This window comes from Pseudoalteromonas sp. XI10, assembly GCF_001469895.1.
Taxonomy (GTDB): Bacteria; Pseudomonadota; Gammaproteobacteria; order Enterobacterales; family Alteromonadaceae; genus Pseudoalteromonas.
This window is the reverse complement of sequence record NZ_LOPY01000008.1, coordinates 1-26,095: the sequence shown is the minus strand read 5'-3', so window position 1 is coordinate 26,095 and position 26,095 is coordinate 1. Positions and strand designations below refer to the sequence as shown.

General features: G+C 40.8%; 21 protein-coding genes and 5 tRNA genes. 18 read left to right on the top strand and 8 right to left on the bottom strand.

Going from position 1 to position 26,095, the window contains the following annotated elements; translation table 11 throughout:
* Window positions 1-40 precede the first annotated feature (40 nt).
* From AUR67_RS00820 to AUR67_RS00805, 4 genes are all read left to right on the top strand, one after another.
* The gene (locus tag AUR67_RS00820; RefSeq protein WP_058583741.1) at window positions 41-931 is read left to right on the top strand and encodes a peptidylprolyl isomerase; all 891 of its coding nucleotides are present in this window, start codon (window positions 41-43) and stop codon (window positions 929-931) included.
* Window positions 932-1,144: 213 nt separating this feature from the next.
* Window positions 1,145-5,035, top strand: coding sequence for an ATP-dependent RNA helicase HrpA (gene hrpA, locus AUR67_RS00815; RefSeq protein ID WP_058583740.1), 3,891 nt, complete (start codon window positions 1,145-1,147; stop codon window positions 5,033-5,035).
* Between the two features lie 16 nt (window positions 5,036-5,051).
* Complete coding sequence (locus AUR67_RS00810) at window positions 5,052-5,522, top strand: two-component system response regulator (protein ID WP_082665537.1); 471 nt, start codon at window positions 5,052-5,054, stop codon at window positions 5,520-5,522.
* Window positions 5,523-5,530: 8 nt separating this feature from the next.
* A complete protein-coding gene (locus AUR67_RS00805) occupies window positions 5,531-5,827 on the top strand; it encodes a PilZ domain-containing protein (RefSeq protein WP_054564030.1) in 297 nt (98 codons plus the stop codon).
* Here AUR67_RS00805 and AUR67_RS00800 read toward each other — a convergent pair.
* A complete protein-coding gene (locus AUR67_RS00800) occupies window positions 5,824-7,014 on the bottom strand; it encodes a class I SAM-dependent methyltransferase (protein ID WP_058583776.1) in 1,191 nt (396 codons plus the stop codon). The two genes, AUR67_RS00805 and AUR67_RS00800, sit on opposite strands and share 4 nt — an antisense overlap.
* Window positions 7,015-7,150: 136 nt before the next feature.
* On the opposite strand from AUR67_RS00800, the gene AUR67_RS00795 reads away from it, so the two are divergent.
* Together AUR67_RS00795 and AUR67_RS00790 are read left to right on the top strand one after the other, a co-directional pair.
* Window positions 7,151-7,798: an HD domain-containing protein gene (locus AUR67_RS00795; protein ID WP_058583739.1), complete on the top strand. Its 648-nt coding sequence runs from the start codon at window positions 7,151-7,153 to the stop codon at window positions 7,796-7,798.
* On the top strand, window positions 7,791-8,192 hold the full coding sequence (locus AUR67_RS00790; protein WP_201024566.1) for a VOC family protein: 402 nt from the start codon (window positions 7,791-7,793) through the stop codon (window positions 8,190-8,192). The genes AUR67_RS00795 and AUR67_RS00790 overlap by 8 nt, the downstream gene beginning before the upstream one ends.
* Window positions 8,193-8,204: 12 nt before the next feature.
* On the opposite strand, the gene AUR67_RS00785 is transcribed toward AUR67_RS00790, so the two are convergent.
* Window positions 8,205-9,194 carry a two-component system response regulator gene (locus AUR67_RS00785; RefSeq protein WP_058583737.1) on the bottom strand — a complete coding sequence of 330 codons (990 nt, stop codon included), beginning with the start codon at window positions 9,192-9,194 and terminating at the stop codon, window positions 8,205-8,207.
* Window positions 9,191-12,520, bottom strand: a complete 3,330-nt coding sequence (locus tag AUR67_RS00780; RefSeq protein ID WP_058583775.1) for a PAS domain S-box protein — start codon at window positions 12,518-12,520, stop codon at window positions 9,191-9,193. The genes AUR67_RS00785 and AUR67_RS00780 overlap by 4 nt, the downstream gene beginning before the upstream one ends.
* A gap of 137 nt (window positions 12,521-12,657) precedes the next feature.
* On the opposite strand from AUR67_RS00780, the gene AUR67_RS00775 reads away from it, so the two are divergent.
* Complete coding sequence (locus AUR67_RS00775; RefSeq protein ID WP_058583736.1) at window positions 12,658-13,728, top strand: GGDEF domain-containing protein; 1,071 nt, start codon at window positions 12,658-12,660, stop codon at window positions 13,726-13,728.
* Here the strand turns inward: AUR67_RS00775 and AUR67_RS00770 are convergent.
* The gene (locus AUR67_RS00770; RefSeq protein ID WP_058583735.1) at window positions 13,725-14,705 is read right to left on the bottom strand and encodes an ion channel; all 981 of its coding nucleotides are present in this window, start codon (window positions 14,703-14,705) and stop codon (window positions 13,725-13,727) included. The genes AUR67_RS00775 and AUR67_RS00770 overlap by 4 nt on opposite strands.
* A 103-nt stretch (window positions 14,706-14,808) precedes the next feature.
* Between AUR67_RS00770 and AUR67_RS00765 the strand changes: the two genes are divergently transcribed.
* Window positions 14,809-15,489, top strand: coding sequence for a M48 family metallopeptidase (locus AUR67_RS00765; RefSeq protein WP_058583734.1), 681 nt, complete (start codon window positions 14,809-14,811; stop codon window positions 15,487-15,489).
* A 128-nt stretch (window positions 15,490-15,617) separates the two neighbouring features.
* On the opposite strand, the gene AUR67_RS00760 is transcribed toward AUR67_RS00765, so the two are convergent.
* A tRNA-Tyr gene (locus tag AUR67_RS00760) sits at window positions 15,618-15,702 on the bottom strand.
* Between the two features lie 112 nt (window positions 15,703-15,814).
* On the opposite strand from AUR67_RS00760, the gene AUR67_RS00755 reads away from it, so the two are divergent.
* Window positions 15,815-16,330 carry a VC2046/SO_2500 family protein gene (locus tag AUR67_RS00755; RefSeq protein ID WP_058583733.1) on the top strand — a complete coding sequence of 172 codons (516 nt, stop codon included), beginning with the start codon at window positions 15,815-15,817 and terminating at the stop codon, window positions 16,328-16,330.
* Window positions 16,331-16,492: 162 nt separating this feature from the next.
* The gene (locus tag AUR67_RS00750) at window positions 16,493-16,792 is read left to right on the top strand and encodes a DUF6172 family protein (protein ID WP_054564021.1); all 300 of its coding nucleotides are present in this window, start codon (window positions 16,493-16,495) and stop codon (window positions 16,790-16,792) included.
* A gap of 74 nt (window positions 16,793-16,866) precedes the next feature.
* On the opposite strand, the gene AUR67_RS00745 is transcribed toward AUR67_RS00750, so the two are convergent.
* The 3 genes from AUR67_RS00745 to AUR67_RS00735 form a co-directional block, all read right to left on the bottom strand.
* Window positions 16,867-17,307: a hypothetical protein gene (locus AUR67_RS00745; RefSeq protein WP_054564020.1), complete on the bottom strand. Its 441-nt coding sequence runs from the start codon at window positions 17,305-17,307 to the stop codon at window positions 16,867-16,869.
* A 155-nt stretch (window positions 17,308-17,462) separates the two neighbouring features.
* Window positions 17,463-18,431 carry a cysteine synthase A gene (gene cysK / locus AUR67_RS00740; protein WP_058583732.1) on the bottom strand — a complete coding sequence of 323 codons (969 nt, stop codon included), beginning with the start codon at window positions 18,429-18,431 and terminating at the stop codon, window positions 17,463-17,465.
* Between the two features lie 195 nt (window positions 18,432-18,626).
* A complete protein-coding gene (locus AUR67_RS00735; protein WP_152996452.1) occupies window positions 18,627-20,960 on the bottom strand; it encodes a carbohydrate binding family 9 domain-containing protein in 2,334 nt (777 codons plus the stop codon).
* Between the two features lie 215 nt (window positions 20,961-21,175).
* On the opposite strand from AUR67_RS00735, the gene AUR67_RS00730 reads away from it, so the two are divergent.
* From AUR67_RS00730 to AUR67_RS00695, 8 genes are all read left to right on the top strand, one after another.
* Window positions 21,176-22,327 carry a dicarboxylate/amino acid:cation symporter gene (locus AUR67_RS00730; RefSeq protein WP_058583773.1) on the top strand — a complete coding sequence of 384 codons (1,152 nt, stop codon included), beginning with the start codon at window positions 21,176-21,178 and terminating at the stop codon, window positions 22,325-22,327.
* A 108-nt stretch (window positions 22,328-22,435) separates the two neighbouring features.
* Window positions 22,436-23,086 (top strand): UvrY/SirA/GacA family response regulator transcription factor, encoded by a 651-nt coding sequence (uvrY, locus tag AUR67_RS00725; RefSeq protein ID WP_054564041.1) that lies wholly within the window; start codon window positions 22,436-22,438, stop codon window positions 23,084-23,086.
* 8 nt (window positions 23,087-23,094) lie between these two features.
* Complete coding sequence (gene uvrC / locus AUR67_RS00720; protein WP_054553646.1) at window positions 23,095-24,918, top strand: excinuclease ABC subunit UvrC; 1,824 nt, start codon at window positions 23,095-23,097, stop codon at window positions 24,916-24,918.
* 42 nt (window positions 24,919-24,960) lie between these two features.
* Entirely contained in the window at window positions 24,961-25,506 is a 546-nt protein-coding gene (gene pgsA, locus AUR67_RS00715; RefSeq protein ID WP_058583731.1) for a CDP-diacylglycerol--glycerol-3-phosphate 3-phosphatidyltransferase, read from the top strand.
* 139 nt (window positions 25,507-25,645) lie between these two features.
* Window positions 25,646-25,721: transfer RNA gene (locus tag AUR67_RS00710), tRNA-Gly, on the top strand.
* Between the two features lie 12 nt (window positions 25,722-25,733).
* Window positions 25,734-25,807: transfer RNA gene (locus tag AUR67_RS00705), tRNA-Cys, on the top strand.
* Window positions 25,808-25,841: 34 nt separating this feature from the next.
* Window positions 25,842-25,928: transfer RNA gene (locus AUR67_RS00700), tRNA-Leu, on the top strand.
* A 60-nt stretch (window positions 25,929-25,988) separates the two neighbouring features.
* A tRNA-Gly gene (locus tag AUR67_RS00695) sits at window positions 25,989-26,064 on the top strand.
* Window positions 26,065-26,095 lie beyond the last annotated feature (31 nt).

Sequence of the window (26,095 nt, the reverse complement as noted above, 5' to 3'; positions counted from 1 at the left end):
TTAATAGGCTGAATTGTCAATTACTTAAAAGATAATAACAATGAAATTAAGTCTATTAACTCTGTGCCTTAGCGTAGTTTTAGCTGCACCAATTGCTGCAAAAGAAACAAGTCAAAAACGTTCTGCTGGCGAAATCATTACAACCGCAAATAGTAGTGAGTGGCGAAAAGTCAGTGCCGAAAACGTCATTAAATTAACCTTACCTACGGGGGCTGCTTATATCGAACTCAACGATACACTAGCGCCCATTCATGCAAATAACATGCGACAGCTTGCCAAAGAAGGGTTCTATCAAGGCCTAAGTGTGTACCGATTTGTTGAAGGTTTTGTCGCGCAGGGCGGGGATGTAAGTGAAAATAAACCTGTTAAAAATGCCAAAAAAGGGTTACCCGCTGAGTTTTATCTACGCACTGAGACTCCCTTAGTGATTACAGAGCTGAAAGGGCCTGATGGCTATGCCGCTAAAACGGGCTTTTTAAATGGCTTTGCTGTGGCACAAAACCAAAGCCAAACCGAAACATGGCAAGTACATTGCCCAGGAATTTTTGCTATGGCCCGCGGTAATGATATTAATTCCGGTGGTACCGAGTTTTATGTCACTATCGGCAATAGCCAGCGCTATTTAGACCGTAATATCACCGTGTTTGGTCGTGTTTTAGAAGGCATGGAGCATTTTAATCTATTGCAGCGTAAAGCTATTGAAGGTCAGGCATTTAATCCCATCACAGATATGCAAGTTTTAGCAGATATCAAAGACACAGATAACAGTGAATTTCGGGTGATGAAAACAGACTCAAATGCGTTTAAGGACCTCATCGAAGCGCGTAAAAATCGAGTAGAAGCGTGGTTTGTTGAAAGCCCTGATTTTATCGACGTTTGTGCAATGCCAATCCCAACCGAGAGGACTATGCCAACTCGCAATAATACTTAATCATTTTGAGGGATTAAATCTGTCGCTAACTGCGTTAAAAATCTCTCATTTAGAACAACTAAATAACGAAATTTTTGCCTTGTTATCAACGAGATTTTATTGCCTCAAAACTGTTCACTTAATTAAGCGAATTGGCATAAATAAAGCCATGACCACCTGATAGATTATTTGATACAATATCAGTCTATTGGTTAAGAAATATAAGGGTATCGGGTGGTTAACCTAGGTCCGCTGTTCGGCGAATTAAAAACGTGTTTACGCAAAGATCAATTCATCTTCAAAAAACGCCTTCATGGCATTAAAAAAATCAACGATGAAACTAAGCAAGCAAACATAGCGCAAAAAATCGCAGAAGATATTAGTCGTTCGCAGCAATTGCGCGAGCAACGTTTGGCTGCATTGCCTAAAGTGACCTACCCAGAGCAACTTCCTGTTAGCCAAAAGAAAGATGACATTAAACAGGCGATTGCCAATAACCAAGTAGTGATTATCGCCGGTGAAACAGGATCTGGTAAAACGACGCAGATCCCAAAAATGTGTTTAGAGCTTGGCCGCGGTGTTGATGGATACATTGGCCACACCCAGCCTCGCCGACTCGCGGCTCGAAGTGTCGCGAATCGTATTGCAGAAGAAATGCAATGCGAGCTAGGTCAACAAGTGGGTTTTAAAATTCGTTTTAGTGACCAAGTTTCTGACAATAGCTATATTAAATTGATGACAGACGGTATTCTGCTGGCTGAAATTCAACAAGACAGATACCTAAATCAGTACGATACTATCATCATCGATGAAGCCCACGAACGTAGCCTGAATATCGATTTCATCTTAGGCTATTTAAAAAATTTACTGCCAAAACGTCCTGACTTAAAAGTTATTATTACCTCAGCGACGATTGACCCAGAGCGTTTTTCTAAACATTTTGATGATGCACCCATCATCGAAGTATCCGGTCGAACTTTCCCTGTAGAGGTTCGTTATAGACCAACCACTGAAATCAACAAAGACGAGATGGAAGCGGATGGTGACCAATTACAGGGGATTTTTGATGCCGTTGATGAGCTGTGCGATGAAGGCCCTGGCGATATTCTGATTTTTATGAACGGTGAACGAGAAATTCGCGATACCGCCGATGCGTTATCAAAGCGAAACCTCAAAGGAACTGATGTTTTACCGCTTTACTCGCGTTTATCAAATGCTGAACAAAACCGAATTTTTGCGCCGCATAGCCGCCGTCATATTATTTTAGCTACCAACGTGGCTGAAACATCACTAACGGTGCCGGGTATTCGCTATGTTATCGATCCAGGTACCGCGCGCATCAGCCGTTATAGCTATCGTACTAAGGTACAACGATTACCGATTGAGCCTATTTCACAAGCCAGTGCCAATCAGCGAAAAGGCCGCTGTGGTCGTATAGAAGCGGGTATCTGTATTCGTTTATATAGCGAAGAAGACTTTAATTTGCGTCCAGAATTTACTGATCCTGAAATTTTACGCACCAACTTAGCCTCTGTTATTTTGCAAATGCTTGGTTTAGGGCTTGGCGACATGCAACAGTTCCCGTTCGTGCAAGCGCCAGATAGTCGAAATATCAACGATGGTTTAACGCTACTTGAAGAACTCGAAGCAATTAAACCAGCTAAACGTCATAAAAAGACTGAGCTTACGAAATCAGGCAGAAGCTTAAGCCGTTTACCGGTTGATCCACGTTTAGCGAAAATGGTGCTGACTGCCGATGGCTTAGGTGCACTGCGTGAAGTGATTATTATAGTTGCGGCATTGTCTATTCAAGACCCAAGAGAGCGACCACAAGAAAAACGCGGTGCAGCGGATGAAAAGCATGGCCGTTTTGACGACCCTGATTCAGATTTTATCGCCTTTTTAAATCTCTGGAATTACCTTGAAGAGCAGCAATCTGAATTGAGCAATAGCCAATTTAGAAAGTTATGCCAAAAGGACTTTTTAGCCTATATGCGTATTCGCGAATGGCAAGATATTGTTTATCAGCTATCAACGGTATGTAATGAAATGGGCATGAAGGCCACTACCAATGTTGCTGACAGCGAGCGAATTCATCAATCTTTATTAAGCGGTATGTTAAGCCATATTGGTTTTAAAGATGAAAAACAAATTTATAAAGGCGCCCGCAACAGTCAATTCCATATTTTCCCAGGCTCTGGGTTATTTAAAAAGAGCCCAAAATGGATTATGTCGGCAGAGCTTGTTGAGACCAGTAAGCTTTATGCTCGCATCAACGCGCGCATAGACTTGAAATGGGTTGAAGGCTTTGCACAGCATTTAGTAAAGCGCAGCTACAGTGAACCGCATTGGGAGAAAAAGCCGGGTGCAGTTATCGCGTTTGAGCAGCAAACCTTGTATGGCCTATTAATTGTTAATAAGCGCCGCTGTGTATACAGCAATATTGATCCAAAAGTAAGTCGCGAGTTGTTTATTCGCACCGCTTTAGTAGAGCAAGAACTGGGTCAAACTGAAGGCTTTTTACAATTTAACCAAGAGTTAATTGAAGATATTCAGGTTCTTGAAAATAAATCTCGCCGCCGTGATATTTTAGTTGATGAACAAACCCTATTTGAATTCTACGACAAGAAAATTCCACAAGATGTAAATAATCGTGCCGCGTTTAATAAGTGGTGGAAAGGGCAAAAACAAAAAGATAAACGCTTTTTGCATATGTCTCGAGAAGAGCTAATGCAGCATGGTGCCGATCATGTCACTGAGTTTGATTACCCAGATACTTGGCAGCAAGAGAACTTGTTATTACCACTGGCATATCACTTTGATCCAGGCCAAGCCGTTGATGGTGTTGCGGTACAAATTCCGGTAGCGCTGTTAAACCAAGTTCAAGAAACCGGTTTTGATTGGCACATTCCTGCATTTAGGCATGAGTTAATTTGTGCGCTTATCAAGTCGCTACCAAAAACAATTCGTCGCAACTTTGTGCCTGCGCCAAACTACGCCGATGCGGTACTCGCTGCAATTGAGCCGATGCAAGGTAACCTAATTGATGCAATTAGCACGCGTTTATTGCGCATGACAGGAGTGCGTGTTGAGCCTGATGCATGGGATTTATCAACCCTTGCTCCGCATTTACGCCTGCAGTTTGAAGTGCGCGATGAACACGACAAGTTACTCGCTCGCGGGTTAAATTTATCTAAACTAAAAGAACAGTTACAAGGTAAGGTAACGGATACCTTATCGAAAGTAGCCGACAAAGGCATAGAAAAAGCTGATTTGACCGAGTGGAGTTTTGGTGAACTACCAAGCTCTTACGTGAAAAAGCAAGGTCAATACGAGATTAAGGCGTTTCCAGCGCTGGTGGATAAAAAAGACACAGCAGCGGTTGAGCTATTTGATAATGAACACAAAGCACAGCAGGCGCACCAACAAGGTTTACGCCGCTTAGTGTTATTAAATGTGCCATCACCGATTAAGTATTTACAACAAAACTTACCAAACAAATCTAAATTAGGTTTGTACTTTAATCCGTTTGGTAAGGTCAATGACTTAATTGATGACTGTATCGCTGCAGCCGTCGATAGCCTATTAACTAAATACGGCAACATTCGCACAGCAGATGCATTTGAAAAAGCGAAAGAGCAAATTCGCGGTGAGCTTGGTGATACGGTTGTTGAGATCGCTACCCAAGTAGAGCAAGTGCTAAGTATTGCTCATGGCTTAAATAAACGTATGAAAGGACGCGTTGATTTAACCATGATCACGGCGCACGGTGATATTAAATCACAGTTACAAAGCTTAGTTTTCAAAGGCTTTGTTAGCCAGCACGGCGCAGCAAAAATGACGGATTTAATTCGTTACTTAAAAGCCATTGAACGCCGCCTAGAAAAGCTCCCTGTTGATCCTAATCGTGATAGGTTGTGTGTGCTTGAGCTTGAAAAAGTAGCTGAGCAATATCAAAAATTGGCTAATAAAATTCCTAAGGGTATGCCAATTCCTGAAGAGATCAGTGCGATATTTTGGATGCAACAGGAGTTACGTGTTTCTTTATTTGCACAAACACTAGGGACACCTTATCCTGTATCTGCTAAACGTGTTTTAAACGCAATTAAAGAATGTGAGTTATAATACTAAGGAATGAGCAATGAGGTTAGTGCCTCCTTGCTGTAAGTTACAAACACTGGTGCTAAAAGGAGATTATGTGGGTATTGAAAAGGAAAGACCTATCTCAGTTTCTGAGCGTGCGGTAAATCGACCGCGACCAACTATTTTGGTCGTTGATGATGAATACTTTAATTTTGAAATGCTCAAAGCAAGCCTTGGGGATGAGTTTTCATTAAGTTATGCTAACTCAGGCACATCGTGTTTAACTTCTGCCATTGCGGAGCCACCAGATGCTATACTGCTAGATGTTTGTATGCCAGGCTTAGATGGTTATGATACTTGCCGCTTACTAAAAAACACCCCAGAAACAGAGCAAATTCCTGTTGTCATGGTGTCTGGCCTTGAAACCGAGCTTGAACAAAAAGCGGGGTTTGATGCCGGGTGTGACGCCTATGTAGTGAAGCCTTTTTCTGTTAAAACATTAATAGAGAAAATAAAAACACTGGTATAGGAGGCCATATGTTTCATGAGGAGAAACGCGACTTTCGCCGCATGCAAATTCATACCCCTGCAAAACTAATCCCATTAGATGTTGTTAATGGCGAAGAAATTCAGGCTATGTGCACTGATTTAAGTGCAACAGGGCTGGCAATTCACCTTGATGAAGTTTTAGAAATAGGCAGTCTGTATCGGGTGTTAATTGCTTCGACTAGCACGGCTATTACCTCATTTGATGCAACAGCCCGTGTGATACGAGCAACCAAGGAGCAAGATGGCTCCTTGAGTGCCGGTTTAGAAATTGTAAGCTTTAACTAGTAAACCTTACAGATCAAGCCTTTAAGATAAAAGCCTTCTGGGTAGCTGCCAGCAATCGGGTGGTCGGCAGCTTGGTTTAGTCGCTCCATGATCAATAAGTCTTTACCTGCATCAAGGGCAGCATCTGCAACCACTTTTTGAAATAAATTTTGCTCCATTAATCCAGAACACGAGAAGGTGAGTAAGGTTCCACCTGGTTTTAAGATTTGCATCGCAATCATATTAATATCTTTATAACCACGGCAAGCACCGGTTAACTGCGCTTTGTTGTCAGCAAATTTTGGTGGATCCATAACGATAGTATCAAATTGCACACCTTCATCACGGTATTGGCGCAATAACTTAAAAACATCTTGTTTCACAAAATCAACTTTAGATAAGTCAAGGTTGTTATGCTCAACGTTACGCTTAGCCGTATCGAGCGCTGGCTGTGACACATCGACGTTAGTAACGTGTTTACAACCGCCACGCAAAGCATAGAGCGAGAAAGTACCTGTGTAGCTAAAGCAGTTTAATACTGTTTTGTCTTTAACAAAGCGCTCAAGAGCTGCACGACTATCACGTTGATCTAAGTAAAAGCCTGTTTTGTGGCCTTCAAGAATGTCTACTTCGAGTTTTAAGCCATTTTCTTCAATGACGACTGGCTCTGTTGGTTCTTTACCCCAAAGTAGGCCCTTGATTGGCTCAAGACCTTCTTTGGTACGGACATCAACGTCTGATCGCTCATAAATATCGCAGCCTGGGAAAATGGCCATAAGTGCAGCAACAATTTCACCTTTATGGCGTTCTGCACCGGCACTAAGTAGTTGACACACCAGTACATTATCAAATTTATCGATAGTGATGCCTGGCAAGTAGTCAGATTCTGCAGCGCTTAAACGAAAACCTGTTAAGCCTCCTTCGCTGATCACCTGTTCGCGCGCAGCATAGGCACGGCGCAAACGTTTTTCAAAAAATGCTTGGTCAATAACTTCGTTTTGATCGAAGCTCCATACGCGAGCGCGAATTTGCGATTGCGGGCTGTAAGCTGCAATCGCTAAAAACTTACCGTCATTGTCATAGATAGTGACAGTGTCACCTAGTCCTGGCTTACCTTTTACTTTTTTAATGGCTTTAGAGAACACCCATGGGTGTTTTCTTTTTAATGATTTTTCTCGTCCAGCTTGCAGGTAAATAGCAGATGACATAGGGATTCTCGCGTCAAACAAAAGGGGGGCATAGTTTAATGAAGCACTGGCAAACATACAATGAATGTTTTGAACAAATCCAGTAAGCACGCTAAAGTAAGCATAATTTCAATCAGTTAATGGTGATAGCCAGTATATGCAGCCAGAAATAGACTTTGCAGCTTTAGAAACTCAGTGTCGAGACTTTATTTTGTCTTTACTCCATGCCGATGTCGCACACGATATTAGTCATATTGAGCGAGTCGTGAGGGTTGCAAAACAATTATGTATTGCCGAGCAGGCAGAAATGGCTGTGGTGTTACCCGCAGCTTGGTTACATGATTGTGTTGCGGTTGCTAAAAACCACCCAGACAGGGCAAAAGCATCGACCATGGCTGCAGATAAGGCGTTAAGTTTTTTAGCCTCAATTAATTATCCTGAGCAGTATTTTAGTGCTATTCATCATGCTATTGCGGCACATAGCTTTAGTGCCAATATCAAAGTCCAAAGTGTCGAAGCGCAAATTGTGCAAGACGCGGATCGAATGGATGCTTTAGGTGCAATTGGTGTGAGTCGCTGCATGAAAGTAGGGGGCTCAATTGGTCGTTATCTGTATCATAAAGACGACCCATTTTGTTTAAACCGCGAACCTGACGATACAAAATATACCCTCGATCATTTTTTCATTAAGCTGTTGCACATTAGCGAGAGTATGAACACGCCATCAGCAAAAGATGAAGCTAAACGACGCACAGATTATATGCTCGAATTTTTAGAGCAGTTAAAAACAGAAATTGGTGAGTAACATGGCTATTCCATCTTTACGTGGTGTTGATCATTGCCACTTAAATGTTGATGATTTATCGGCTGCGCTTAAGTGGTATCAGCAAGTACTTGGTTTTAATGTTGTACCAGAGCTTGCTTTTTGGGATGAAGGAAAAGGGCCTTTAACCTTAGAGGACCAAGCAAAGACAATTCGTTTAGCACTCTTTGAAGCAGACGGTAGAAGCAAAGGTATTGCTTTTGGCGCAAATGCAGCACAGTTTTTAGCATGGCTTGAGCATCTCGCTCAGTTTGATGTTAAAACATTTGTTGCTGACCACGGTGTTACTTATTCAATGTATTTTAAAGATTGTGCTGGTAATAGCCATGAAATTACTTCGCATGATTACGATGCAATTAAAAAAGGCCTCAAATGAGGCCCTAAGATATTAGCTCGTATAAGTATTTTTGATTTCTATGATGCTATCTATTTGACCGATAAATAAATCAACTAGTTGCGGGTCAAAATGCTTACCGGCTTCGTCTTTCAATAAGTCGAGGGCTTCTTCAACCGACCAAGCTTTTTTATAAGGGCGTTTTGAGGTTAAAGCATCAAACACATCTGCAATTGTGACAATACGCCCTTCTATACTGATCTCTTCGCCTTTCAGACCATACGGATAGCCCGTACCATCCCATTTTTCATGGTGTTCAAGGGCAAGCTTATGAGCAAGCTGTAATAGCGGCGAAGTTGAGTTCTCTAAAATCTTCGCGCCGATTAAGGCATGTTGTTTCATGTGCTCGTATTCGTTTTCGTTTAAGCGCCCAGGTTTTAAAAGTACTGAATCAGGAATACCTATCTTACCTACATCATGCATAGGGGCAGCTTGCTTAAGTTGCTCAGCTTCGTACTCACTCATACCATAGGCAAGGGCGAGTATTTTACTGTAACGGCTCATTCTTGCAATGTGCTCACCAGTGTCGGTGTCTTTATATTCGGCGGCACGGCCTAAACGTTGAATCAAATCAATATGGGCTAATTGCAGTTGTTCAGCTTGCACTAAAGATAAATGATTTTTAACCCGTGCTCTGACAATCGCAGGGCTAATTGGTTTGGTAATATAATCGACTGCACCTAGAGCAAAGCCTTCAGACTCATCCTGCTCATGGGAAAGTGCGGTAACAAAGATAACAGGAATATGAGCGGTTTTAGGGTTTGCTTTTAACACTTTACAGACTTCGAAACCGCTCATATCTGGCATCATAATATCGAGCAAAATCAACTTAGGAGGTTCATTCTCAATAAGCTGAAGAGCAAGCTCGCCAGATTTTGCAAACGATAAGCGATAATCGTTAGCGAGTACTTCACGGATCACTTTTAAATTGGCTGGTTCATCATCGACGACCAAAATTCTTTCACGTTCTGAGATTTGCGTCATAGGTGTTCCTTAGCAGCTTGGAGAGTGTGCTTTAAAGCTGATAAAGCAGTGCTTGCTGCATCAAAGTCAAAGTTTTCAAAATGCGCACAAATTTCAACAACCTGATCTTGGTAGGTTGCAGGTGCTTGGGATTGCACTTGGCTTAATAAATCATCGTCTATCTCTGCATGCTCAGCTTGAGCTTGCAGTGCCTCAATTTGGCTAATAAACGCGCCCAGCGACGTTTCGTGTATGGGTTGCTGTTGTGAACTAGACTGCGGCTGTTCTTCAAGTAATGCAATCAGCGTTTGCCATTCTTGTTCGCACTCGGCAACGAGTGTAGGGAAGCTTTCCTTTTCACGTTCTTTCTCAGCGTTTGATAACAAGTATAATAATTTGGCTAGTGCTAAATTACCCGCGACTCCTTTAAGAGTATGCAAAATTGCTTTTTGTTCGTCTTCACTGAGTTTCTGATCCTTCAGTCGTAGAATACTCTGTTGATGATTACTAAGGAATAAGCCAATTTCCGTATTTAATTTCTCTTTGCTTCCCCACATCAAAACACCTTTGTCGTAGTTGATGTGCTTTTTTTCATCACCGACTTTATTGCTAGTAATTTTATTTACTTCTAAACCAAGCACTTTCGCAATTTCATGGTTCAGCTGGTTAATGTCAACGGGTTTATTTGCAAAGCCATTCATACCGGCTTGTTTAGTGGTAATTTTATCTTGCTGTAAAACACTTGCCGTCAATGCGATGATAGGTGTAATTTTTAAGCATCTTACTTTCTCTATTTCGCGAATTTCTTTACAGGCCATAATGCCGTCACATTCCGGCATATGAATATCCATTAAAATTACATCAAAGTTTTGCTGCTCGAATGCTGAAATGGCTTCAAGGCCATTTTGAGCCGTACTAATGGTGTGCCCAGCTTGCGATAATAAAATGTTCAGTAGCTCAACATTCTGCTCAATGTCATCAACCACTAATATGCGAAGTTTCGGTAAGTTTAATTGATTGCCAGGTAAGGTATCGACTTGGCTGATATCACCTTCTTGTAATGGTAGGGTAAAGTAAAAGCAGCTGCCTTTGCCTTCTTCACTGATAGCACCAATTGAACCACCCATTAACTCAACAAGCTGCTTACTAATAGTTGTGCCAAGACCTGTGCCACCAAATCGGCGTGTCATGGTGCCGTCGGCTTGTTCAAATGGCTGGAAAATAGCTTCTAAGCGGTGCTTGGCTATGCCAATACCGCTGTCTTGTACTTCGAAAAACAATTGTTTATTTTGAGTTTGACTCACAGTAATTGTTACAGACCCTTGCTCTGTAAATTTAATGGCATTACCGATGAGATTATTCATCACTTGGCGAATACGAGACTCATCGCCAATATAAATAGGCGCAACATTTTCAGCTATAATCAAATCAAGCAGGATATCTTTTCGCTTAGCCTCGAGCCAAAAGGTCGATACTATGTTGTCGAGTAGCGCTTGTAAGTTAAAGTGCTCAGCCTGAATATCGAGTTTGCCTTTTTCTAACTTTGCAGAATCTAGTACTTCATTGAGCAAATGCAGCAGTGAACGAGCTGACTTATTCACAGTAATGATATGCTTTTGTTGCTCTTTACTGAGCGGGCTATCCATTAATATGTCGCTAAAGCCGATTATGGCATTCATTGGCGTGCGTATTTCATGGCTCATATTTGCCATAAATGATTGTTTTGCTTGTGCTGCAGCTTCAGCTTCTTGTTTTGCTTTTTTGAGTGATTCTTCATATTCGTGACGAGCGGTGATATCGATAAGTACGCCATCGATCCACTTTTGTTCAGAATCACTACTTTCATTAATTGTTCCTTGGTCTAAAACCCACACAACGTTTCCATTTCGATGGCGAATACGGTACTCAACCGCATATTGGTTTTTTTCAGCTATGGCTTTTTCCATAACTTCATCAATATGCGCTACATCATCGTTATTAATGATTTGAGCAAATGTAACTGTGCCATCGGTAAACTCTTCAGGGCTGTAACCAGTTAAGTCAGCAACACTGGGGCTTATAAATTTCATTGTCCAGTGCTCATCTAACAAACAACGAAATACAGCGCCGGGAGTATTGTTCATTAAAGTACGATATTGCTTTTCTTTTTCTTCGAGACTTTGCTGCAGTGCACGTTGCTCAGTTAAATCGGTTATAAAGCCTACAAACAATGTTTCTGCGTTAGGTTGCTTCACTTCACCAAGACCTAACCGAATCGGGAATAAATGACCATCTTTATGTTTTGCAAATACATTGCGGTTAACGCCAATCACTTTTTTAACTTCATGCTTGCTACTGTCAGCTAAGTAACCATCATGTTGAGCGGCTATATCGTCGTTCATTAATAGTTTTACGTTTTTACCTAACACTTCATCTTGTCGCCAACCAAAAATAGTTTCTGCGGATTTATTAAAGCTTAAAATAATGCCATGAATATTAATTGTTACGATGCCATCTATTGCAGTGCCTAAAATGGCATCCAAGCGCGACTCTTCTGCTGATTTTTCTGCCAGTAATAAGCGAAAACGTACCATGCCGTTAATAATACCAACCAGAGCGGTTAATAATACGGTGGCAAATGAAACGCTAATGGCGATAAAAGTGAGTTGTGAGGTTTGAACGTTTTCAGATAACAAAGGTGAGGTTGCAACAAAGCGAGTGGCGGCCATTCCCATATAGTGCATACCAGCCACAGCAAAGCCAAAGATAATGGCGCAAATGACGCGGGTTTGTAACACAGTGAGTTTTTTAAAATACTCACCTAGGTGAAAGCGCGCATATAAGCCGACAAAAGATAATGCAACAGCCACCACAATTGATGCTGCAAACCAAGCTGGGTCGTAGCGAAGCAGCGGACTCATTTGCATGGCTGCCATCCCCGAGTAGTGCATCGCACCTATGCCAGAGCCAAGTAATACAGAGCCAATGAGTAGCTTTATTGTTGTTGGTATTTGCTTTAAATCTTTGCGTTTCAAAAATGAAAATGCGGTATAGCAGGCTAAAAATGCAGGAATAAATGAAAAAAATGTCAGTGTAGGGTCGTACTCCACGGTGGTGCATAATGAAAAAGCTAGCATGCCGATAAAGTGCATACTCCAAATCCCACCTGACATCACCAAGGCACTTGTTGCACTGCCTAATTTACGGTACGAATCAAATTGAGTTCTATTTGCTAGATCAATGATATGGAGTGAAAAATAAGCAGCAAAAATAGCCGTAGCAATAGAAAGAGCAACTAAGCTTGGATCATAGACACCACTTACTATTAAGCTGGGGTCTTGATCGGTGATAAAAAATTTCGCGAGCATAATATTTTTTTGAAACGGCTTATTATAGCAGTCTAATACAAATTGTTCTGAATTTAGAGAAAAACCTATCACTTAAGTACGTAGGATTCAAAACCTTGGCTATATTTAATTAAAAAGGAGTAGTTCGAGGTGGGTAGATGAGAAGAACCGAGCAAACATTAGTTGAGCAAATGCAGATTAATGATGTAGAAATCCAACACAGAATGAGCTTATTAGGGCTGACTTCAAATAGTCTGTCATCTCTTTTGAACTATAAACCTATAATCGAATCAGCCATCGAAAATGTAGTGAATGAGTTTTATAAAAAACAAACTGAAGTTGATGAAATTTCGTTATTAATTGGCGATGCAGATACTTTAACCCGGCTAAGAGATGCACAACGGCAGTATATAATCGATTTATTTTGTGGTCGTTACGAACATGAGTATGTTAACAACCGCTTACGGATTGGTATGGTGCATAAGCGTATTGGTGTTGAGCCTAAGCTTTACTTATCGGCAGTGTGCACTTTAAAAGAACTAATTTTTAATGTGCTTAAAGAGACTATAAACGATCAGACTGAACTACATCAAACACTTAATATCATAGATAAGCTAATTTACTTTGATACGACATTGGTCTTTGATACCTATATCGACAGTTTGGTGGGCGAAATTGAAAATGCGAAGCGCCGCACCGAAGTCTACGCGAAGGGCCTTGAAGAAAAAGTCGCTCAGCGTACTCAAGAACTTGAGAAGCTCGCTAAACTCGACCCTCTCACTAACTTATATAATCGCCGTGTAATGCAAGAGTTACTACAACGTGACCTTGCCAGAGCCAGACGTCACAAATCGCCACTAACTGTTGTTTATTTTGATTTAGATGACTTTAAGTCAGTGAATGACACACAAGGTCACTTAAAAGGCGACGAAGTCCTTAAATATATAGGGCAATACTTACTTGAAAATATTCGCGAGATTGATATACCGTGCCGTTATGGCGGCGATGAATTTTGCATCATCTTACCCGATTGCGAGTTAGATAGCGCCTTTACTATTTGTGAAAAACTTATAGCCGCATTTGAACAACAATACCCTGAGCTTCATCTAAGTTTTGGTCTTATTGCAGCGCCACTTGATAGCACGGTAGATGCTGAAGAGTTAATTAATCGAGCCGACAAAAAAATGTATCAGGCAAAAGAGCATAAGGGTTCATACATTATGCGTTAGCGAGTCATACGCTTTACAAAAACAACGACGAATAAAGCAAGCGAAAAGCTACCACAAAATGCTTCTATGGCTGCGATTAACCTCGAAAAACCTATTGGCGTAATGTCACCATAGCCAAGGGTTGTAAAAGTCACCACGCTGAAATAAAAACTATTCAGTAAGGCCGACAAATTGCTTTGAAATGAGTTTTCAAAACTTAGTTGCATCACAGAATCTTGATAACTTACCCCAAATAAGAAATAACAAAATGCACAGCAAATAATGAGTGACAGACTAAAGCGAATGACGTTTTCGGGCTTTTCACCATAACCACATAACATATCTATAAAGCTGGAAGTAATTTGCTTGGTTGAGCCTTTTCGGTATTGCGCATGACGCATTCTTAATTCTTTGTAGGTGAAGTTGCCGGCGAGCTCAAATAGCCCTTGATGTTCAGAGGCTTTTCTTAAATTGCGATATATTTCTTCAGATTGCTCAAATAAGTCTCGTGCTTCATCATGCTGCTTATTTTTACGTGCTTTAAATGCAGCCGCTTCTTGTAATAATTGGTCACCCAATTCGATATTATCAATTCGGCTGTCGTTGAGCTTAATACCTAGTAAGTTGGTATTTTTTAAATCACAGTAATGCAAACTCGCGCTATGTAAGTTAGCTTTCATTAATGAAGCATTGGCGATTTTATTATTAAATAGGTGAGCGCCAGTTAAATTCGCACGATAAAAATTACAATAGGAGAGATCATAACCTTCTTCGTCATCCTGCTTTATTAAGTTAAGTCCTGAAAGGTTTGCTCTTTGCAATTGCAGGCCTTCTAATAAGCCACCTTTTTTTGCATAGCGCTCTAATTTTTGGGTTAGATCTAGCCCTGATTTATCAAATTTACTATCATGCCAAAAGCAAAATCCAGAGCCCATATCTGTTTCTTGGCACTTGTTACCTGTTGGTGAGGTATAACTACAACATGGTTTTTCAGGCATAAAGGTGAAAACTTATTTGTGAGTCATCTTTATAGATTAGCAGCTATTTAGCAGGGTAAAATGGAATCTCTCATTTTTTATTAATCGAATTGGCTGACCTTTGTTGGATTACACCCTAAAGCGTAGTAAGCGCAGAACAACCGTCGCAATTAAAGTTGCCGAGCAGAAATTGACCGTTTATGCGCCTTTTTATGTTCCACAAACTGAAATAGATGCTTGGCTAAAGACCAAACAAGATTGGGTGGCTGAACAAATAGCCAAACAATCCATTCATGCTGAGCGCCGTCAACTACCATTAGTAAACGCCACTATTAAGTTGTTTGGGCAAAACGTGCCGATAGTATTCGCTAAAGGCCCGAAAAGCATGTGGCAACAAGATGCTCAGTCTGAGCTTACCTTATCAATATCATCACGTGTCAAACATCAAGAAGCTAATTACCTAGCTTTGCTGGAGCAGTTTTTACATGAAAAGCTTGAGAGCTATATCGAAATGCGTGTTCATGATTATTGTTTACAGATGTCTGAATCGCTCCCTACAAAGCTTAAAATTCAACATTATAAACGTCGTTGGGGCAGTTGTAATAAACGCCGCGAGCTGACTTTTAACTTACATTTAGCAAGTGCGCCAACCTGGGTGATTGATTATGTGGTTGTACATGAGCTTGCGCATCTTTTACATATGAACCATAGCGCTAAGTTCTGGCAACGTGTGAACCAGTTTTATCCAAATTATAAAAAAGCCGAGCAATGGTTAAAAGCAAATGGTAGTAGTTTGAGTTGGTAGCTTAAGTTAGCGAGAGTAAAGCTAGAAAGAGTAAAGCTAGAAAGAGTAAAGCTAGAAAGAGTAAAGCTAGAAAGAGTAAAGCTAGAAAGAGTAAAGCTAGAAAGAGTAAAGCTAGAAAGAGTAAAGAGTGGTGGAGGGAGCTGGATTCGAACCAGCGAAGGCTGAGCCGTCAGATTTACAGTCTGATCCCTTTGGCCGCTCGGGAACCCCTCCAATGCAACGGCGCTGATAATAGCAAACTTATTATTTAAGTAAAGAAAAAAACTAAAGAAAAATGCATAAATGCCGATAACTGGTTAATCAAGAAACTATTTGGCTAAAGACTATGCAAGTTGATGGTTTGTTGCTCACAGAGAGCCAACTCGATAATCGTCTAAATAAAAGTGTTCACGAGCACCGCTCTGGAGAATTTGCTTTATTACTAGCAATGCTTTCTCATGATGCGCTCGATTTTAGCCAGTTTCACCTGCCAAAAACTGAATTAAGCAATCCTGAAGTATCTGAATCTGCTTTGCGCACCGAGTTAGGTGCAGGCCCCACACAACCATTAGCTCCCGAACAGTTTGATATCCTGATTGGGCAAGAAAATGCACTTAGACTATTGCAAGGTGGTTTATCAGACATCAGATTACGTCATTGTTTAAACCCAGAGCCACTGAATGTTCGTGATGATAAGCAACATGTGCCGCTAGAAGTGATTGATAACTGTGAGCCTGCAGTTAGAAAACGCTTTTATGAAAAAAATAAACCCGTTGAGCGCCCACAAATCGATGCAGCTGCATTTTATGATAGCCTTACTGACGAGGCGATACATCAACCTCTTCATTTAGCTACAGCTTAGGTATAAGTGGCTTAATCGAAATGTCATAGACTTCGAATACACTAAGAATAGACTTATATTTAAGTAAAACTGCAAAAAGTACAGCTAAATTAAGATGTGCTTGTTATAATAGCAGTCTATGGCTTAATGCCATTGTCATTGAACCAAGTTACTAGGACTATAATGAAGAAAACATTCACGCTAAACCACGAGAAAATTAAATATCCTCGTATGGTTGATGCAGCCAAGCACGAAGTAAAAAAATACTTAAAACGTGAGCGTAATAAAACACTCCCAGCAGGCGCCGACTATTGGGCGTTTGACTGTAAGTTTGGTGAATCAGCGGATGAGGCCAATGTCGTTCACGTGGCAGAGATTAATAAATGTATTAGCGATATCGAAGCAAAACAGCTTACATCGTTTTACGTTGAAATCTTAGCGCGTCCTGCACAGCGTCAACATCAAGAGTTTGACGAAGAGTAATATCCATACTGTTCTGCAGTAATACTCTTTCAAAAAAAGGGCCCTTCAGGCCCTTTTTTAGTTTTCGTAATTAATTATCGCGCAAATGGATCTGCATTAATTTTTTCAATGTACCACTTGCCTTTTTTACGCATCATTTTCACACTGCGCATATCATCAATTTTCTTACCATTAAAATAACCCGTAAAAATTAAATTGATGTTAGCTTTATCGCCATATTGTTCACGTAGACTCATGTTAGTCATATCGACTTCAATCACCACTTCATCGTATTGCATATTAACCAAGTTACGAGCGAACTGCCCAGCGGTGCCATAAGATTTCATAATTCGCGCCATTTTCGGCGTGGCATATTCCATCGCAAGATTTAAATCGTTTTGGTTGTATAAAGCATCAAAATAGAGAGTCGCTACATTACCTGGGGTGTTTTTTTCGCCCTTTGGTGCGTCTTCAGAACCGCAACCGAAAAGAATGCTGCTACTTAGAAGGATAAAAGTTAAAAGTATATTTTTCATTGTTGTAGTTTTTCGAGTGAACTTAAAATTAAGTGTGTGACTAAATGAGCATGATGTAAAGTTAACTCGGTAAAATTATTGGTTTTATTTATTTTAGGTAATAAAAAAGGACGCATGTATGCATCCTTTTTTTAAAACTAAGAGGTTCTTAGTGATTACTGAACTAGCTCTTTATCGCTGAACTCTTCAGCAAATAATGGGCTAGATAAGTAACGCTCAGTCGCACTTGGTAAAATTACCACAATGTTCTTGTCTGCGTTCTCAGGTTTTTCAGCAAGGCGTTTTGCCGCAACTACTGCTGCACCAGAAGAAATACCCACTAAAATACCTTCGTTTTTCATTAGTTCATGAGCCATAGCAATCGCATCTTCATTTGATACTTGCTCTGCAGCGTCTACTACTTCTAAATCAAGGTTGCCAGGGATGAAGCCTGCACCGATACCTTGGATTTTATGAGGGCCCGGTTTAACTTCTTCACCAGCTAATGTTTGGCTAATAACTGGAGAGTTAGTTGGTTCAACAGCAACCGATTGTACATTTAAACCTTTTTCTAGTTTAAGGTAACGGCTAACACCCGTAATAGTACCACCAGTACCAACACCCGCTACGAAGATGTCGATTTTACCGTCCATTGCTTCATAGATTTCAGGGCCCGTTGTTTCAAAGTGAATTTTCGGGTTAGCTGGGTTTTCGAACTGTTGTAAAAGAATATATTTTTCAGGCTCACTCGCTTGAATTTCTTTTGCTTTTTCAATCGCGCCATTCATACCCTTAGCGCCATCAGTCAATACTAGGTTAGCACCTAAGGCTTTTAATAATTTACGACGCTCTAAGCTCATTGTGTTAGGCATAGTCAGGGTTAACTTATAGCCACGAGAAGCCGCTACGAACGCAAGTGCGATACCTGTGTTTCCTGAAGTCGGCTCGATTAACTCTTTTTCTTTGGTTAATACACCTGACTTTTCTGCTTCCCAGATCATTGAAGCGCCAATACGGCATTTAACACTGAAGCTTGGGTTACGTGATTCAACTTTAGCAAAAACATTACCTGAGGTTACGCGGTTAAGCTTTACAATTGGTGTATTACCAATCGTTAATGAATTATCTTCAAAAATGTTAGACATAGTGTTCCCTTGGAAGCAATTTATTCAATCGTTGATCAACTAGCTTAGGCTAGCGATCTGTAATAGTCACACTTTACTGTGGTGAAATAAAAACGAAAGTAAAGTTTGGCTATAACATATAGCGAATAGGCTTATAGCATTTAGTAATAAGGTGGGAAAAGAAGGGCGCGCACCAAAAGGTGCGCTAGTAGGGTCTTAAAGTAACCAAGCGTAGCTAAATTTAGCAAATAACGTACGCTGCTCTTTAGTAATTGATGATAGCTCATCATCTTGATAGCCATTATCTGAGTAACCAGCAAAGAATACCGTTTGCGGGTTCAGCTTGTAAGAATACAACAGCTGAGTGGCTAACTTTTTATATTGGCTATCTACATCATCAATGTAATTAGCCTGATTGCGTTCTAAATCGGTATAAATTACTGCAAGGCGTAAAAAGCTATTCACGTTGAATTGGTAAGTAAAACGTACATCACTTAAGTTGGCGGTAAATACTTCACTGCCATCGGCTTCAAGCTGCTCATAAGTATGACGTAAACGCACTTCAAAATGCTTACCAAGGTTCATATTCAGCACAGGGCGTATATGGAACTTATCACCAACGCGGTTATTCGCTAAATCAACGGCATTACCTGTGTACATATATAAAGAAGCAAATACCCCAGCTTTTGGTTTAAAGTCACTGTAAAAACCAACGCCATTTTCGCTAAACAAGTCTGTGTTGCCGTCGATATCTAAACGTGATTTATCGTGGCGAAGGCCAGTGCGGTTACGGTGCTCAACAGAAACCTCAAAAAAGCTCTGTAACGGGCCGCTGACTGAAAAACTAGTTTGTGCTTCTTTTTCAAGAAGTTCGTTATTTTCGTTGTGGGTAATATCCCAATCGGCGAAAAGGTTAGCGCGATTCCACCAATTGCCTTTATCCCCATACCAGCGGTATTCGCCACCAGTTGTAAACTTTTTAAAATCAACTTGCGAGATAAAACCCAAGTCAGCTCTTAAATCAGCATCACGGTAATTATAATCAGCGAAGGCACGCCAGTACTTCTCGTCGTGTTGATACTTTAGGTAGTAGCCAGTACCTGATTGCTGTTCTCTACTTAAAACACGAAGTACGCCTTCGTTATAGTCGCAGTCACTATGTAATTCACAGATTACTTGCTCGGGCTGTAAGCAGTTATCACCATCACATAACTCATCGATAAAATCTTGGCTGTATTGCGTTTGTGACTTTAATACTTGTACTAAGAAAACATCGTTCACTGTTGGTTTGTATTTACTATCAATACTGTAAACCGTGTTTTTATAATCATCACTTTGTCTGTGTGTTGCCGTTGAACCGAGTGATAACCCAGATTCAAAATCGTATCGATAACGCAGGGCACCGTTTTCACTTTTCTCGTCAAGGGCGACAAGCGATGAGCCTAAATTGCCCGGGATCAACACATTGGTTTGTGTATCATTGGCAATGAAGCCGGCAAATGTATGGCCATTTTTACTTCCGGTGATTTTCGTGCCGTAATCTGGCTGGGCAATATTACGGGTATGAATAAGGTTAAGTGTTGAGGCAAAGTAGTCAGCGTTATCTAAAAAGAAGGCACGCTTTTCTGGGAAGAATAAACTGAAATTATTGTTCACACTCAATTGTGCTACATCCGCTTCAACCTGAGAAAAATCAGGATTAATCGTCGCATTTAAGGTGATATCTGGGGTGATCCCCCATTTAACATCGAGGCTGGCTTCAGTGTTGTTCTCTGACTCCCAGTCATCAACTTGTGCGCCATCAATATCACGTGTCTCATTTTTGCCAAGCACCACAGATGGAATAATCGCCACGTTATTGCCTTGCTTTGCTTGTTCAAAACCTTGGTAAGTTGGCATTTGGCAAATCCAACAATTGTTACCGTGGTCAATTTGCATATTTGAGATACGTAACCGTTCACTGCGCGGTAAAAAGCGTAAAAACTCCATCGCCATAGTTTTACTTGCTACGCTGTCGTCAAAATTCAATACGCGTAGCGGAATGGCAACTTCAACTGTATAGCCTTTATCATGAATAACACCGACGCTATCCCAAATACCGTCCCATGATGAGCTTTCATGTTTGGTCAGTTCGTTTTCTATTGAATCTTGTTGTACGCCAAGTGGGTTAATAAAAAATTGATAAGCTAATTGAGAATTATTGTATGAATCAATTTTTAGCCCGACTAGGTCATCATCCCAGGCTGCGTCACGGTCACGGTAAAAAGCACGAATGAGTTCTGGGTTTGGATCATTCGCTTCAAAGCCAATAAAAAGTGTTTCGCCATCTTCATAAACATAAGCGTGGGTGGTAACTGGGCTTTTACTGTTTTCGTAAGGCCAAGTAACGTTGTCTATGGTAATTTTTTTGGCACGTTGCCAACTTGGCTCATTGAGCTGGCCGTCAATTGTTGCCTGCTCAGCAATAAAAGGAAGGGTGACAGGTTGGCTGGTGGCCAAGCTGGTGAAAGGCACGCTTAATAGAGCGGCACTTAACATTGATTTATACATAAGCACTATACGGGTATTCAAAACTGCGAGCATGTTATTAATTTGCAACTTTGTTAACAAATGCAACGCGACAGGGCGCATATATTTACGTTCAAATTAGATTCTAACAAGCTGTGGTGGTAATTTGCGCAGTTAAACGTTAATTTGGCTGTTTTATAACAAAAGTAAACTAAAACGTGGTAAAAGATTACCACCTAAAAATTGAAGTGATCGTTATGAATTTAATTCTAAAATTAATTGCTGGTATTGTTGCCGGTATTTTAGTGGGCTTATATGTGCCACTAACAGGTGTTGAACTCCTTTACACAGTAAAAGAAATAATAGGTCAGTTGATCACCTTTACCATCCCGTTAATTATTTTATTTTTTATCGCATCAGGTATTGCTGGTTTACCAAAAGGGTCAGGCCATTTGTTAGGAAAAACAGTTGGCTTTGCATATGGTTCAACCGTTATTGCTGGAACCTTAGCTTTTTTACTTGTCAGCGCTATGATCCCATTATTTGACGGCGGTCTAACGTTTGAAGCAGAAGTTGCTACCGAAGTGGGCAGCTTTATTGATTTAGAAATTCCACCACTTATGAGTGTAATGACAGCACTTGCTGCGGCATTCATTTTTGGTATTGGTATGAGCCAATTACAGCTTGATACTTTAAAGAAAGTATCTGATCAGGGCCGTGATGTGATTGATGGCTTATTAGCAAAAGTAATTATTCCTGCGTTACCTTTTTACATTGCCGGTGTTTTCGCGGAAATGACAGTTGCTGGCACCGTGGTTGATACGCTGCAAACATTTGGTATTGTTTTGCTAGCTGCATTAATTATGCACTGGCTATGGCTAACTGTTTTATATGTATCTACAGGTCTTTTACTAAAGCGTAATCCTTTAGAGCTTGTAAAAAATATGCTACCCGCTTATTTTACTGCTTTAGGTACAATGTCGAGTGCAGCAACCATTCCAGTTTCACTTCGCTCAAGCAAAGCAAATAAAGTAAAAGAAGATGTTGCTAACTTTACAGTGCCTTTATGTGCAACCATCCATTTATCGGGCTCAACAATTACGATTGTGACATGTGCAATGGCTGTTATGTTCTTATCACCAAATATGGATGTACCATCGTTATTTGGTATGTTGCCATTTATTATGATGCTAGGCGTTGTAATGATTGCTGCGCCCGGCGCACCAGGTGGGGCAGTTATGTCGGCATTGGGTCTTTTAACAAGTATGCTTGGTTTTAATGAAGGTGCGGTTGCATTAATGATTGCACTTTATTTAGCACAAGATAGCTTTGGTACTGCCTGTAATGTAACAGGTGATGGTATCATTGCCCTATGGGTTGATCGTTTCAGCGAGAAAGCATCAGCTTAAAATTAATTAGTGAAACGATATTTTGATTTATCGTTTCACTTTTTCTGTGCTAATGTGGCACATTAAATTGTGCGAAAGCAGCTATTTGGGTTATTTGAGGGTGTTCCATTGATTAATGTACTTTTAGTTGATGACCATGAACTTGTACGGACAGGGATCAGACGTATACTTGATGATGTTCGTGGTTTTAAAGTGGTGGGTGAAGCTAAAACCGGTGAAGAAGCGGTGCAATTTTGCCGTCAACATTCACCTGATATCGTGTTGATGGACATGAATATGCCAGGTATTGGCGGTTTAGAAGCGACAAAGAAAATCTGTCGTTATTGCCCAGATGTGAAAATTATTGTGCTTACCGTGCATTGTGAAGATCCATTCCCAAGCAAAGTAATGCAAATCGGTGCTCATGGTTATCTGACAAAAGGTGCCGGCTCTGATGAAATGGTTAACGCCATTCGTGCGGTTAATGCAGGGCAACGTTATATTGCACCTGAAATTGCACAGCAAATTGCCCTTGCTCAGGTAAGCGGCCGCACAGATGAAAACCCATTCCAGAGTTTGTCTGAGCGTGAGCTGCAAATCATGCTGATGATTACTAAAGGTGAGAAAGCGCAAGATATTGCGGATCGCTTGAACCTGAGTTCAAAAACAGTGAATAGCTATCGCTATCGCATGTTTGAAAAGCTAAATGTAGGGGGTGATGTTGAACTTACCCATTTAGCAATTCGTCATAAAATGATCGACATTGATAGCTCGCATTAATTTGCTCAATGTCTGATTTCGAACCAGCCCGTTTTCTAAAAACACTATCAAGTGAGCCCGGTGTCTACCGAATGCTTGATAGTGAAGGGCAAGTTATCTATGTTGGTAAGGCTAAAAATCTAAAAAAGCGCGTAAGTAGTTACTTCCGTAGTAATGTAACTGATAGCAAAACGCGTGTATTAGTAAGTAATATTTGCGGTATTGAAGTCACCCTGACCAACACTGAAACCGAAGCCTTATTACTCGAAAACAACCTAATTAAAAAATATCAGCCTCGTTACAATATTTTGCTGCGAGATGATAAGTCATATCCGTATATTCTTTTAACTGATCATAAGCACCCGCGACTTGCTTTTCATCGTGGTAGCCGAAAAATTAAAGGCGAATATTTTGGCCCATTCCCAAGTGCGGGAGCGGTATCTGAAAGTTTGCGTTTAATGCAAAAAATCTTTCCGGTTCGCCAATGTGAAGATGCGTATTACCGAGCTAGAAGCCGTCCATGTTTACAATATCAGTTAAAACGCTGCTCAGCGCCGTGTGTGAATAAAATCTCCGATGAAGAATATCAACAAGAAGTTGATTTTGTTCGCAAGTTTTTGTTGGGCAAATCTCATGAAGTCATTGCCGATTTAGTTACTAAAATGGAGCAAGCAAGTAAAGAACTTAAATTTGAGCTTGCGGCCAAAGTGCGTGACCAAATCATGTTGCTTCGAAAAATGCAGGAGCAGCAATCTATTTCAGGTAACCATGCGGAGATGGATGTAGTGGGTTTTGCGCATTTAAATGGTTTAAATGCGGTTCACTTATTAATGATCCGCGACCACAAAGTGCTAGGCAGTAAAACTTATTTTCCTAAAGTGCCAAAAGACTCAGGTGAAGAAGAAATTCTAACTTCTTTTTTAGGCCAATATTATCTAGCCCCGGGTGCAACAGGGCGTATTGCTAAAGAAATTATATTACCGTTTAGTATTGAAGAAAGTGAGCCATTAAGCGAAGCGCTTACGGCAATCTCTGAACGTAAAGTGAGTCTAAAAGTTGCTAATCGCGGTGAGCGGGCACAGTATTTAAAACTTGCTAATAAAAATGCACTTAACAGCATTAGTGTTAAGCAAAGCACGCAGGATTCAATCAACAAACGTTACGCACAATTAAAAGAAACATTACGCCTAGATGATATTAATCGCATGGAATGTTTTGATATCAGCCATACAATGGGTGAAAACACGGTAGCAAGTTGTGTGGTGTTTGATTCGCAAGGGCCTAATAATAAAGAATATCGTCGATTTAATGTTACTGGCATCACCGGCGGTGATGATTATGCTGCGATGGAATTTGCACTTAATAAACGCTACAACAAAGTAGTCGATGAAGAAAAAATTCCAGATGTCATCTTTATCGATGGTGGTAAAGGTCAATTATCTCGTGCTGAGCAATATTTTGAAAACTGGCCGCATAATAAAATGCCATTGCTGGTGGGTGTTGCAAAAGGTACTAGTCGGAAACCAGGTTTAGAAACGCTATTAATTGATGGTGGACGTAAAACAATACCACTTGATTCAGATGCACCAGCGCTGCATTTAATTCAGCATATTCGTGATGAGTCGCACCGTTTTGCCATTGCAGGGCATCGTAATAAACGACAAAAACAACGTACACAATCATTGTTAGAAGAAATTACCGGTGTAGGACAAAAACGCCGACAAGCATTATTAAAATATTTAGGGGGCATGCAAGGGGTAAAAGCTGCTAATATAGACCAATTAAAACAAGTTCCTGGGATCAGCCCTGAAATGGCTGAAAAGATATTTAATCATTTGCATGACAAGGCGTAGCCTTCGTGCGAATATAGTAAAAAAAGACATCTCCAAGTAGTTATGTGGAATATTCCAAACACACTCACAACCTTTAGACTTTTTCTTATCCCCATTTTTTTGGTGATATTTTATTTGCCTTTCTCATGGGCGTTTTTCGCAGCTGCGTTTGTTTTCTGGCTTGCGTCAATCACAGATATCCTTGATGGCTATCTAGCGCGTCGTTTAAATCAGTCAACGCCTTTCGGTGCATTCTTAGATCCGGTTGCCGACAAAGTAATGGTGTGTGCAGCACTGGTTGCTTTATCAAGCCACTACCAAAGTTTGTATATGACTATTCCAGCATTAGTTATTATTAGCCGTGAAATTGTTATCTCTGCATTACGCGAATGGATGGCAGAGCAAGGTAAACGTGACAACGTAGCTGTATCAAACATGGGTAAGTTTAAAACTGCAGCACAGATGCTAGCCATAATTGGTTTGATCTGGCAGTTTGATACATGGATGATCTACTTAAGTTATGGCCTTTTATACATCGCAACATTCTTAACGCTTAGTTCTATGTTGCAGTATTTAATAGCGGCATGGTCAGAATTGACCAAAAATTGATCCTAAACGTTTAATTACACACCGTTTTAGATAAAAAATAAGCAAACAGTTCAAAACTAGCATTTTTTATATTGACGCGTTTAATAATCTCTGTAGAATGCGTCCGTGTTGAGAGGGCATAGCCCCCAAGATAAAGAAAGCGGCACTAGCTCAGTTGGTAGAGCGCAACCTTGCCAAGGTTGAGGTCACGAGTTCGAGCCTCGTGTGCCGCTCCAATTATCTATCTTGGCGGAATGGCAGAGTGGCCATGCAGCGGATTGCAAATCCGTCTACCTCGGTTCGACTCCGGGTTCCGCCTCCATTCAACACTCCACGCGCTCTATGAGCAACCCGATGCCCGGGTGGTGGAATTGGTAGACACAAGGGATTTAAAATCCCTCGCTGGTAACAGCGTGCCGGTTCAAGTCCGGCCCCGGGCACCATTTTGTGGTTAACTACAATACCAAATGTAGTTATAAAAATGATATTAGAGTTAATATGATGCGGCACTAGCTCAGTTGGTAGAGCGCAACCTTGCCAAGGTTGAGGTCACGAGTTCGAGCCTCGTGTGCCGCTCCATATTAGCTTTATCCACTTGCTTTAAATAGCA